The organism is Ruegeria sp. BHSB064 (assembly GCF_059613205.1).
On the sequence record NZ_JBXWSB010000127.1, the window covers coordinates 1 to 12,176 of the forward strand.

The 12,176-nt window shown below is 51.6% G+C and carries 10 protein-coding genes; 7 read left to right on the plus strand and 3 right to left on the minus strand.

Annotated features, from left to right (window positions below):
* The 5 genes from AC2FNU_RS20895 to AC2FNU_RS20915 form a co-directional block, all read left to right on the plus strand.
* On the plus strand, positions 1 to 666 hold a 666-nt coding region (locus AC2FNU_RS20895; protein ID WP_496792060.1), incomplete at its 5' end, for a hypothetical protein.
* Between the two features lie 548 nt (positions 667 to 1,214).
* A complete protein-coding gene (locus AC2FNU_RS20900) occupies positions 1,215 to 3,461 on the plus strand; it encodes a UvrD-helicase domain-containing protein (protein ID WP_496792065.1) in 2,247 nt (748 codons plus the stop codon).
* A 208-nt stretch (positions 3,462 to 3,669) separates the two neighbouring features.
* A complete protein-coding gene (locus AC2FNU_RS20905) occupies positions 3,670 to 3,969 on the plus strand; it encodes a hypothetical protein (protein WP_496792095.1) in 300 nt (99 codons plus the stop codon).
* The gene (locus tag AC2FNU_RS20910; RefSeq protein ID WP_496792091.1) at positions 3,924 to 4,028 is read left to right on the plus strand and encodes a topoisomerase DNA-binding C4 zinc finger domain-containing protein; all 105 of its coding nucleotides are present in this window, start codon (positions 3,924 to 3,926) and stop codon (positions 4,026 to 4,028) included. Before AC2FNU_RS20905 ends, AC2FNU_RS20910 begins: the two co-directional genes overlap by 46 nt.
* Before the next feature lie 475 nt (positions 4,029 to 4,503).
* The gene (locus AC2FNU_RS20915) at positions 4,504 to 5,451 is read left to right on the plus strand and encodes a DMT family transporter (protein ID WP_496792069.1); all 948 of its coding nucleotides are present in this window, start codon (positions 4,504 to 4,506) and stop codon (positions 5,449 to 5,451) included.
* A gap of 257 nt (positions 5,452 to 5,708) precedes the next feature.
* Here AC2FNU_RS20915 and AC2FNU_RS20920 read toward each other — a convergent pair whose 3' ends face one another.
* Genes AC2FNU_RS20920 through AC2FNU_RS20930 form a run of 3 tightly spaced genes read right to left on the minus strand, consistent with a single transcriptional unit; the run spans position 5,709 to position 8,657 of the window.
* Positions 5,709 to 7,406, minus strand: a complete 1,698-nt coding sequence (locus tag AC2FNU_RS20920; RefSeq protein WP_496792073.1) for an adenylate/guanylate cyclase domain-containing protein — start codon at positions 7,404 to 7,406, stop codon at positions 5,709 to 5,711.
* Complete coding sequence (locus AC2FNU_RS20925) at positions 7,315 to 7,656, minus strand: hypothetical protein (protein WP_496792099.1); 342 nt, start codon at positions 7,654 to 7,656, stop codon at positions 7,315 to 7,317. The genes AC2FNU_RS20920 and AC2FNU_RS20925 overlap by 92 nt, the downstream gene beginning before the upstream one ends.
* A 41-nt stretch (positions 7,657 to 7,697) precedes the next feature.
* Positions 7,698 to 8,657: a helix-turn-helix domain-containing protein gene (locus tag AC2FNU_RS20930; RefSeq protein ID WP_496792078.1), complete on the minus strand. Its 960-nt coding sequence runs from the start codon at positions 8,655 to 8,657 to the stop codon at positions 7,698 to 7,700.
* A 325-nt stretch (positions 8,658 to 8,982) separates the two neighbouring features.
* On the opposite strand from AC2FNU_RS20930, the gene AC2FNU_RS20935 reads away from it, so the two are divergent.
* Entirely contained in the window at positions 8,983 to 10,707 is a 1,725-nt protein-coding gene (locus AC2FNU_RS20935) for an amidohydrolase (RefSeq protein WP_496792082.1), read from the plus strand.
* A 44-nt stretch (positions 10,708 to 10,751) separates the two neighbouring features.
* Entirely contained in the window at positions 10,752 to 11,819 is a 1,068-nt protein-coding gene (locus AC2FNU_RS20940; protein WP_496792086.1) for a hypothetical protein, read from the plus strand.
* Positions 11,820 to 12,176 lie beyond the last annotated feature (357 nt).

Genomic DNA, 12,176 nt, shown 5'->3' on the forward strand with positions numbered 1-12,176 from the left:
GTCGAGGGTTGGAAAAGGGACTGGTTTTGCGTCGCGATCCGTTCTGGTCTGGAGGCAAGCGTCCGAAACCTTGCCTTCTCACTCATGATCCTGAAACTGGTAAACGAGGTCAACGAAGCGGGTCTGTTCTGGGTGACCAACAACTTCATTTGGGGCTGGCTTCTGTTGCCGGTCCTCACCCTCGGGACATTGATCCGGCAAGACGTTGGAAATCACCAAGGCAAGATCGATGGGCGTTTGGCGGGATATTTCTGGCTTACCGTGATCATAGTTGGCCTGTGGCTTGTTACGATCCCAGCATGGCGCTGGTTCATTGCTAATGCGATGGGGTCGGATGAGGCTGGAAAGGTAGTGTATCTCGCGCTGGTTTTCCTGGGTTTCTATGTCGTCTTCGCTTTGAACCATGTTCTTGACAGCTACTTGTATGGGATGGGCAGAACGGACCTGATGCTCTATCAATCCCTGTTCGTCAGCGTGATCTACTATGGCGGGGCCTTTGTCGCGTACCTGGCAGGTGAGTTCGTCCCTGATCTCAACAAAATAGCTTTTCTCTTTGGCGGCGGAATAGCGATGGATAGCTTGGTAACACTCTGGCAGTTTTGGCGCGCGGGGTTTTTCGAGCGTTCAACGTGCGCAGAGCCCGAGCTCGTCTTGCAGAAAGGATGATTGCGGCTTTTTGCTCGCCGGGGATTTCCGGTGGAAGTCCGCCATTCGTCCACTTCTTGGCATTTGTGGTTTGCCAAAAGTACCCCCTCCACTTGTCGAACGGGAAACAGTGCAGGGAAGCGAAACTTATCAATTGAGGGAGCACTTGAATGACAGTGTGGGAAGTCGCATTCAACATTGCAGCAGCGGTAACGACAATCGCTCTGCTTCTATATGTACGGTATCTTCTGAAAACCTACGGGCGTGATCGCTCAAACGACCCTGAGCTCGTAAAACAGTTTAGGGACATTGCGCCATATGACAATCTCGAAGACCTATTATCGAGCAAGGAATGAACAACCAAGCTTATACCTACCACCTCCTGCAACATACTGTGCCAAAGCACTGGTGATGGCCGATTTGAGTTGTTACTTGCTGTCCAAGCCTATTTATTTGGCGCCATGCATTTGAAATCCAGCAAATTTCTTTTTTTTGTTTTTGACCGATGGCGAGGGAACACCTCTTACCTGTCTTTTGACGGCACTAATATCTCGAGTTCGGATCCCAGTATGTCGTCAATTGGGTTGCAGTGCTTGAACCGTGCTCCGTCTATCGCGCCCAGAACCTTTGGTGCCGAGCTTCGTCTCGACGTTGAAGCAGCCAAAACCTTTCTTCGCATTCGAAGCGCTGATATGGAGCAGCTTGAGCGGTTCTCCGAAGAGATCGAACGCGCGTGGCGTGAATTCAACACGTCCCAGCTTCAAACAAATTCCCAAGAAATAGACGAAGTTCTTACCGCGGTTCGGACTCTTTCCGATCCGTCGCATTACCCTTCAGCCTGCCGCCTTGAACCCGTTCTGAAGAGTGCGAAAAGTCTTGAAAGCAACATTTTCCAGAAACTGAAAGAAGAGGCACTCGATGAAAGATCGATCCAAGCCATTTCTGCTATTCGCGAGTTTTTGACGTCCCCGAAGAAAATTCGAGCTGAAGCGATCGAGAAATTCGAAAAGAAGCATCTTGATTGCTGGTCAAAGTTTTTCGATGTCTTCGAGACAAACCCACTTACACCCGAACAACGCTTGTCAGTTATCGCTGACGAGGATGCGACGCTGGTGCTCGCGGGAGCAGGATCTGGTAAGACGAGCGTCATCACTGCCAAAGCAGGCTACTTGATCAAGGCTGGCATACGCCAACCAAGCGAAATCCTCCTTCTTGCTTTTGCGCGAGATGCTGCAGCAGAAATGTCAGAGCGTATCGAAGCACGCTGCGGAGAGCCTGTGGAAGCTCGCACGTTCCATGCATTGGCTTATGACATAATTGGCCAAGTCGAAGGCGGAAAGCCCGCTCTCGCTGCTCACGCGACCGACGACACAGCGTTCCTCGATTTGATAAAACGCATCCTTATCGAGCTTGTTGGCCAGGCCTCGTTGGTCTCAAAGGCTATTATCAAATGGTTCACGTCTGCGCGTCTGGAAGGAAAGTCTGAATGGGACTTCAAACGTAAACACGACTTCTACAACTATCTTGAGAAACAGGACTTACGCACCCTTCAGGGCGATCAAGTTAAGAGTTACGAAGAACTGCTGATCGCCAACTGGCTATATGAAAACGGTATCGAATACGAATACGAGCCCGACTACGAGTTTGACACGTCAGATCCAACAAAACGAAACTATTGTCCGGATTTTCGCCTCACAGAAAGCGGGGTCTATCTTGAGCATTTTGGTGTGCGGGAAAAACACGGGTCAAATGGAACCGAAAACCTCACAACCGCGCCGTGGGTAGATCGAGATGAATACCTCGAAAGCATGGACTGGAAGCGAAAGGTACATCAGGAAAACGAAACTACCCTGATCGAAACCTACAGTTATGAACAGCAAGAGGGTCGTCTGCTCGAAGCGTTGGCTGAAAAAGTTGACCCGTATGTCTCTCTGCGACCGCGGCCGAGCGAGGAGCTTTTCGATCGCGTCGTGGAAATGAACCAGATTGATGGCTTTATTCGCCTTATCGGAAGCTTTCTTCGCAACTTCAAAAGCGGCGGTTACTCTATCGACGATTGTGAGAAAAAGGCATCCGAAGCAAAACTCGGCCTCCGAGGAACGGCCTTCTTAAGAATCTTCAAACCCCTCCTCGAAGCATACGAAAAGAGTCTGGATGGCCGCATAGACTTTGAAGACATGGTTATGCGGGCCGCGAAATACGTCGAGACCAATCGGTTCCAAAGCCCGTTCGGGCACATACTTGTCGATGAGTTTCAAGATATTTCGCGCAGCCGCGCTCGACTGGTGAAAGCTCTTCTCGCACAACGCGAAGACGCCCGGCTATTTGCCGTCGGAGATGATTGGCAGTCGATCTACCGGTTTGCCGGCTCAGATATTCACCTGATGCGAGAATTTGGAGTGGAATTCGGTGGAGTTTTTGACGACGAGGTAGGTATTCACCGTACTGTAGATCTTGGTCGGACCTTCCGCTCTGTTGACAAAATCGCATTTGCATCACGTCGGTTCGTTTTGCAGAATCCGACCCAACTGTCCAAGACAGTCATACCAGCGGGAACTACCAGTGAACCCGCAATTCAGATCGTCTCAACATTCCGCCATGACAGTGAAGCCAAGCTCTTGGCCGTACTGTCTTCTTTGCAAACAATGGCTAAATCATCAGGGTCTCAGTCATCTGTGTTATTGCTGGGGCGGTATCGGCACTCCGCGCCGCCAAACCTTCGGAAGTTGCGTGCAGAATACCCGCATTTGGATTTGACTTTCAAAACCATTCATTCATCAAAAGGCTTGGAAGCAGATCATGTTGTTCTTCTGTAGGTTTACAGCGGCCGGACAGGTTTTCCCTCAGAAATTGTTGATGACCCGTTGCTTACAATGGTTTCGCCAGAGGCTGAACCTTTTGAGCACGCTGAAGAACGGCGTGTGATGTACGTAGCGATGACACGCGCGAGGAAAACACTCACCATCATGGGCTCGGCAGCTCGTCAATCGGCATTTGTTGAGGAACTGTTGGACGACGAGGAATATGGCGTCGAAAAAGAACACGAAGCATTCGCAGAACCGCAAACCTGTGGAGATTGCCAAGGGCATCTATTCCCCGTGCCCAAGCAAGACGGCGGAATGTATTACAGGTGTGAGCACACAGGGCTTTGCGGAAACAGTTTGCCGGCATGTGAAAGCTGTGGTGTTGGTTTTCCTGTCCGAAATTCTGCAGATCACTTCGCGACATGCTCGTGCGGTTCAGAGTACCAGGCATGCCCTAAATGTCAGGACGGTTGGCTGGTCGAGCGCAAAGGGCGGTACGGAAAGTTTCTGGGATGTGTGAAATTTCCGAGATGCTCTGGCAAAGCAAAAATACGAGTAGAGAAATCACAACAGTCCTAAGTTGTTCAAACTAATTACCGCAAAACACGATTAGGAGCTTGCCAATAAGTCCGGCAGCATTTGGTAGCATTGCAACAAATCTCGAGACGAAGGCAACTGGTCAATGAAGATCGTTCCCACTGTCGCTGCCCTCAGCCAAAGTCCCTGTCATGGTTGACCATCTCTCACTGCCGATCGGCCAACCTCGCACAGATGACATTACAGTACACTTACTGATCCAGTGCATGTGCGCTGGATCAGCAAAAATACGATGCTTTTTTTGAGTTTGGATAGACATGCTCAATGAAGAGGTTCGCCTCAGGTTTTCTTTCTGTCTTTCTTTCAGCCAACGCCACCTGATGCGGCTGTGCGGCCCGTCGGAGGAGACATTCGCCGCGAGCGCTATATCCAATTCAACTCGAACGCTTGGATTGCGGGACTTTTGCCTGTCGTATTGAGAACAGACACGCATTTGGCGACATCTCTAAATGAAACGATGACCTCTGCTGAACCCATACCTCAATCTCCGGATCGCACCCTTGTCGGCGTTGCGCTGATGCTGGGGTTTTGCCTAACCGCTCCTTTGCTGGATGTGTCTGCGAAACTCGCGTCGACCAGTGTGCCGGTTGGGCAGATTACGGCTGCGCGGTTTGTGGTGCAATGCGCTTTGATGGCGCCTTTCATCTGGATAATGGGACTGTCGTTGCGTGTGGCGAAAGGTCAGTTGATGGTGCTGGTTTTTCGCTCATTGCTGTTGGTGTTCGCAACATTTTGCTTCATTGCCGCGATCCGGGTGATGCCCCTTGCCGATGCGCTGGCAATCGTGTTCGTGGCCCCGTTCATCGTCTTGTTGGTCGGCAAGTTCTATTTTGGTGAAGATGTCGGCTGGCGTCGCGTCGGCGCGGCGCTCGTGGGGTTTGTCGGGGTGTTGTTCGTCATTCAGCCCAGTTTCGCAGCTTTCGGCGCGGTTGCTATTATTCCTCTTGGAACGGCAGTTGCCTTCGCTTTCTACATTCTTTTGACCAGGGGGTTGTCGCGTCGGGTGCACCCTGTGACCCTGCAATTCCACACCGGCCTGATCGCCAGCCTGTTTTGCATTCCAGCTCTAATTGTTGCGCAAGGTTCCGGCTCTGATTTGTTTGATCCCGTTTGGCCGACAGACATCGCGTTGTTGTGGCTTTTGGGCGCCGGCTTTTTCGCGACGGTGAGCCACATGATGATGACCTATGCGCTGTCTTTTGCGCCTTCGGTCACGCTGGCACCGCTGCAGTATTTTGAGCTGCCGGTCGCAACCTTGTTCGGCTATCTCGTCTTCAATGACTTCCCGAACACGCTTAGCCTGCTTGGCATTGCGATCATCATCAGTGCGGGGCTGTATATGATACATCGCGAAAGGGTGGCGGCCAGACAATTGGTCGCCGTGCGTGCCGTACCTCCAATCTAAGGCTATACGCTCGGCCCATACCGGCCATTCACCAACTGGTCGACCTGCTGCGGCGCGGCCCGTCGAACCTGCCATTCGCTGCAAATGCAAAATCTCGACGTCTGCGAATTCACAGGATGCGGACTTTGCGGCCTTCCGCATTTTTAACCCAAAGGACCGCAGTCAGCCCAAAGCGGACCTTCAAATCCGAGCTTTGCAGCTACCGAGATGCGCGATCAAGCTGCCGGTTTTGCCAGCGCAACTCGGTTCCAGAACCGCTATTCTGGCAAGCCTGCCCGGCGAAGCGCCTCAAAGTAGCGTTCAGCGCCTTCAGAGCCACCATAGTCCACGTTGCTACGCCACTTCGAGATCGTTTCATCAGGTTCCATTTGCAGCATTTGCGCCAACGCATCTGACGCTTTTTCAGTTTCCCCAAGCATTGCGTGAGCAGCGGCTCTTGTGCTGTGAAGTGCGGCATAGTTTTTTGAGAAGCGCAATCCTGCCTCTGCATAGTCGATAGCATCACGGTCTCGACCAAGCATTACGCAAGACGTCGCGGCACCTCCGGAAGCACCCACGAAAACGGCCCCATATCGGCCCAATCGAAGCGCTGTTTGAAAACAGCTTAGTGCCATTTTAGGAAACCCGGCCCAGTTGTACCCCCAACCCATAAACAAATGTAGGCGGGCATCTAGTGGCGCTCGTTGTCGGATTTGCTCCAGCGCCACGGAAAGGCGATCCGCGTCCCCGCCAACATTGTAGTCAGCCACTGCAACACTCAAATCAAGCGTTGGGCTTTGCCCCGCCATGTGTCGCCCGGCCTCGATCCAGCGTGGCAATTTCTCATAGTAGGAAGACAGTTCGCGACGAAGATCATAGGTTCTCGCGCCATTCATTGTCCAAATAGCTTCGGCATAGGCGGCAGCGAGGGTTGGTTTGGCTTCGATGGCCCTGGCGTGGTACGACAACGTCTCTTCATAGCTGTCGATGCTGGCCTCCGACCATGTGATCATGCCCATCAAAACGCACTGTTCGGCAGTCAGTTCTTCTTCAGGCAAAGCGGAGAGCTTTGCGGTCAGCGACTGGATCAAGATCCCACTAACGGCATCCAACAGCTTTTCTACAACTTCGTCTTGCCAATCAAAGATAGCTTCGACCGAACCGTCGAACTTCTGAGTCCAGATTTCAGGACCAGAAGAGTCACTTAAGCGGGCTTCCAGACGCAATCGGTCGCCGTGTCCACGCAGCACGCAGCGAAGTGCATATCCCTCTGATGCTTCCGTGGAGGTTATTGCCGCGTTTAACCAGTTGATCGTTCGAAAATAAGAACCGAAATCTGAAGTGAGAGCTGCGGCCGTTTCCTTTAGCTCAGCGCGTTGGTCGCTGCACTTGACAGGATGGATGGATAGCTTTGGCAAGCTCGTCTCTGTGAAAGAATGCGACCTTTGCGATGCGCCAAGTTGCGGTCCATCGTGAATCCACACATCCAGGCTGCGCTGGATGTTCTTGAGCTTCTTCTTCCCTACAGCTTTGAATGCGTCTGCCAGAGTGTGTTCAAGGTTCAAGTGTACGGGTTCAGAAATCGCGATGCCACCGGTTGGCGCAATGCTCTCAAGCCGAGCGGCAATATTCACGCCGTCGCCCAGAATGTCGTCACCTTTTTCTGTGACATCGCCCACATGAACACCGATCCGCATGTTCATTAACGAGTGTTCAACCAACTGCTCTTGTAGCTGCATTGCTGCGGTTACAGCTTGCGCCGCGCTGTCAAATTGCACCAGCCAGCCATCGCCCAAACTCTTCACGACACGACCTGATTGGCCTGCTATCGTTGGGGTGACGATGTCGCTTTCCAGGTGATCAAGCATGAGAATTGTGGCTTGTTCATCTTTGTGCATAAGCGCCGAATACCCAACGACATCCGCGGCCAGTATTGCCGCCAACCTTCGTTGAAAATGTTGCCCCTTGTTCGACATGCGTTCGACGATAGATGATGCGGCCCTCTACTCCAACTGCCTGAATACGAGGGTCGCTTGGGGCAAGTCCCTGAAGCTCTCTGCCTTTGTCGTCAGCTGATGCCAGCAGCTCGAAGCGGGTATCAAAACAAGCTATGCAGATTCCGAGTTGCGGACAATCCAAACGTCCCGGCAGACCTACAGGCCAATCAAAAATGGTTTCAAAAGAATTGCCATCGCCGGCTTGAATAGTCGCCTCGCAGATTTTCACTGCCTAATGCGAATAGACAAACAAAACCGAGGTCAATCTAATCAAAGTTGAGATTTTTCGGTCAGTGTCTTTTTTAACGTCTCAGACGGTAGCTCTCCGAACATTGATTGGTATTCTTTCGCGAAGTGGCCACCAGAAAAGAAGCCGTGCATGAGTGCTGTGTCCTTGACCGACCTTGGTGTTGATACAACGTCTAGGAGATGCTCTCGGACAGAAGTCAAACGTCGCTTCAATATGTATTGCCAAGGCGATTCACCAAAAATCTCGACAAAGTTCTCGTGAAGTTGGCTTCGCCCCACACCAGCAACTCGACACAGAGTTGAGATCGTTAGTTGGTCCGCAGGGATACGTGTGAACGCGCCCCGCGCCAACCTAACATTCTTGAAAGCTGCCTTGTCTATAACATGTGTACCATCGGAAAGTAGGTTCAACGACAATATCCATTGCGCGATCTGAGCAAAAAATTCGCTTTCTACTCCGCGGCTCATTCCAAATCGCCGCCCCCCTTGATCAAGAGGTGAAGCATTTTGGAAAGCTCGGCCAGCGATCTTTGATAGATTCTCAGCCGCCGCTAGACCAATTTGAAACTTGCTGTGCCCTTTGGGTAGCTCATCGTAGGTGCGCCTGCTTAAGGAAGCGACTTCTCTCGTCATTCGGCGGCGCTCGAAAGCAATGAACAGCACTTTCCGATCCTGACCCACATTGCAGTATTCGTACTCCCCGTCGAGCAGATAGACATCACCTGGATCGGAGTACCAACCATTTACGCGGTAATCCCCGTCCCAAGAAAGTGGCAACATTAGTGCCATCAAATCCTGCCTTCCGAGCACTGTCCAAGAAGACCGGGCTTCACTGGACGCGGTATTTACAAAACTGTTTTCTCCATAGATCCAACAGTCCTTTAAATTGATGTCGCCAGGACCCAGCTGTACAAGTTCTGTTTCTCGAACCGGCGCATTCGTGAAGTGTTGTGCAAAACTCTTTATCGGTCGCAACTGCATAAGAACTCTCCAAGATGCGTGAAACCCATAGGTCCAAACTTAGTGCGCGGTCTTAAAAAATTAGTACACCGGATAAATTGAATACTATTTCATCGCGAGAATTTCGCCTAACCAAATAAGCTGTTCCCGAAATATTGTCGAAAGCGAAGCGGATTGGGGCTGCCGAACAAAGGATTTCGGAGCCAGATTTTTTGCAATCCGTTAAGTGAAAAAATGCCGCGATCTCGCGGATTAGAGGTGTCTTCGTTACTTCAAACTCCAAACACATTGGGTCGATTGCGCACCAAGAACATCGAAATATTATTGAAATATAAGGAGAAGTAGTATGAAAGCCCCATTGCTTCCTTACAAATCCGCTTTCCGGCCGGACAGGCGTGATGTATTGAAAACCGGGTCGCTTGCTGCTGTGGGGGCTCTTTTGCTTCCCTATCGAACAGCTATTGCCCAATCTGATGCAGCAGACGCGATTTTCAGTGGCGGCAGTATCCTTACGATGGACACCTCCAACCCGAAGGCAGAAGCGCTGGCAGTCCGTGATGGGCGGATCATCGCTGTTGGTAGCCAAGATGAAATCGACTCGCTGACTTCCAGCACGACACGCATCATTGATCTTGACGGCAGAACGCTAATGCCTGGCATGATCGACAGCCACGCGCATTCATATTCGGTGGTCAAGGACGACTTCATTATTATTAGTCCGACCGAAGTAGCCAGTTTCGACGAGGTAATGCAAAAACTGAACGAAGGTGCCGCCAAGTTGAAAGAAGGCGACTGGCTTCTGGCCGCTGATTATGACGGCGTCGTGACCCCCGGCGGAAGACAGTTCACTCTTGAAGATATGGACCGCATCGCCCCCAACAACCCGTTCTTGTTGCTGGAAGGAAGTGGTCATGCAGCTTATGCTAATTCACTTGCCTTCAAAATCGTTGGAATCGACGAGAACACTCCGGACCCAGTCGCAGCTCGGTACGTTAAAAACGACAAAGGGGAACTCACTGGTCGCTTGGAAGAACTCCCGACTTTTGGCCCGTTTCTGAACGCTGCCCAACAACTGACCGATGAGGATATGGAGGCGCGAACACTCCGTTTTTTCAACTCGGGTGCCAAGGTCGGAATTACCACCTTTGGTGATCCAAGCGTCGGTCAAAACAAAGGGATCGAAGACCTCAGATTATTTGAGCGCATCAAGGGTCGCGCGCCGGTGCGGACGCGCGCCTTTCTAGTTTCAACCCTGATGGACGACTGGGCCGAAAACGGAATCGGAATGGGCTACGGCGACGACAAGATGCGCGTTGCCAAGATGAAGGCGTGGTCAGATGGCGCAACGCAGGCCTACAGCTCTTACTTGCGCGAGCCCTATCTTGGCACGGATAGCCGTGGAGCACTCAACTACACGGAAGATCAACTATACGAGGTGGTCAAACGGGCACATGGGGATGGTTTTTCTCTTGCCGTTCATGGCAACGGGGATGCGGCTATAGATCTCGTGCTACGCGTGTACGAACAGGTATTGGCGGAGAACCCGCGCGACGATCATCGGCACCGGATTGAGCATTGCAGCGTCGGCCATCCTGAGCAGTACGACAAGATGAAGGAACTTGGTGTTTCGCCAACTTACCTGTCCGGCCATATTCGATGGTGGGGCAAGGCGTTCCGAGATAATCTACTTGGTCCAGAAAGGGTCGAGTACTACGATGCCGCCGCCACAGCCGTTGAAAAAGGCATCCCGTTCTCAATGCACAGCGATTACTCGGTATCGCCGTTAGGTCCTCTGCGTTGCGTCCAAGACATGGTGACCAGAGTCATGGCAGACGGTGGGGAAGTCTTCGCGCCCGACCAGCGTATTCCAGTAGAAGAAGCACTTAAAGGTGTTACGACGCATGCGGCCTGGCAACTGCATATGGATGACATTGCGGGGAGTTTGGAAGTTGGGAAATACGCTGATCTCACGGTTCTTGAAGACGACCCGACTTCTGTTGACCCAATGCAAATAGAAAACATCAAAGTAAGTGGAACCTGGCTGGAAGGCAAAGAGACCAACGCGGCGTGATTGGATCGCCTCATGACAAACAAAATCATTCTTGGGAGGTCAAGATGATAAAACGTCTGTTTATTGCGGCCCTATCAAGCGCAGTATTGTCCGTCGTCATGGCCGCTACGACTGTGTACGCCTGTGCATTTCATAATTACATCCCGCAAGACACGGTGGTGGACAAGTTACTACGCAGTCAGGAAATTGCACTGGCAGTTCCTGTTATCGAAGATCCAAATGATCCGTTGCGGTATGATCCGATTGCAGCAATTGGCGCAACGCCCGAAGATATTGATATCCCTCAGCGCGTGGACGCAACCGCAATTCAGAGGCTTGGAAAAAATCCGAACGCTTACGCAATTTTCGGTCGAGAGAAGTACGGTGCTTGGACAAGAATTGCACTTGTCGACGGAGAATTGATCACAGTCTTTGATCAAATCATCGCTCGAATTGAGGACTGGCGTGGAGGGGATGAGAATGACCGGTTAGTTTTTTTTGGCGCCTTGTTGGGCCACACCGACATTCGCATTCACCAGTTGGCGCTCCGTGAACTTGACCGCGTGGAATATGGGACGTTGAAAAATCTAGGATTGAGCATCCCAGCGGAAGCAATCACCTCTGGATTGTATGCCGTCTCTGATCCGACACTCTTACCGATACAGGTTCTTCTGCTTGGTCTTTCTAAAGACAGTGACGTCCAACGGCCGTTGCAAGCGGGGCTTAAGGTCTATTCAGCAAGGCCTGGTCCTGCCTTCGGTGCCTTCGCTACCGCTTTTGTCGAGCATGGTGGGCCAAGCGCCGCTACTGAGTTGTCGATGCGTTACTTGGCAGATGTGACACTTCCGCTTGAAAACCGGGAACTGATTGTTGAGGCATTCGCGATTCACAGTCTTTCCGGGGATGAAGAAACGCAAAATGTTGTTCGAGGCGCTGTTGCGACGGTGTTGCAGAATGAACCATCGATTGCCCCGGTTGTTGCTCGTCAATTCGGAGGCCGCGAAGAATGGAGCCAAGCCAAGCTGCTTGCCGACCTCCTAAAGGCTGGGCACTTAACCTCGCCAGAAGATATCATTGCGGTGCGCGAATACGTGTCTCTGGCGGATGAAGCACGGGACTTGAAGATACAATAAGAAATTCGCGCGCAGAAAATCTGCTTGGAGCGTACAACCACCACGCCGGCTACTAAGGATTGGTAAACGGAATACCTTCGTGGAGACCGTGCTCGGCAGCAATTGTGTCAGGCTTCTGAAACCGCAAATCTTCCTCCTTTTTTAATACCCTCGACGCCGCAATCACACTGTATAAGTCGCCAAACTCGGAAAAGAGGCGTTTTGCCAATGGTTTCTTTAAGCCCGAGCTTCGGCCGAACTAAGAGGCACTAATCGCGTTTCGAAAGTGCTCCGGGCTGTAACCCTGTGGGCGAATTTTACTTAGTTTTTGGTTTAGATAGTCCAGTAACTTCTGCCAATCTTTGATAGCGGACCAAC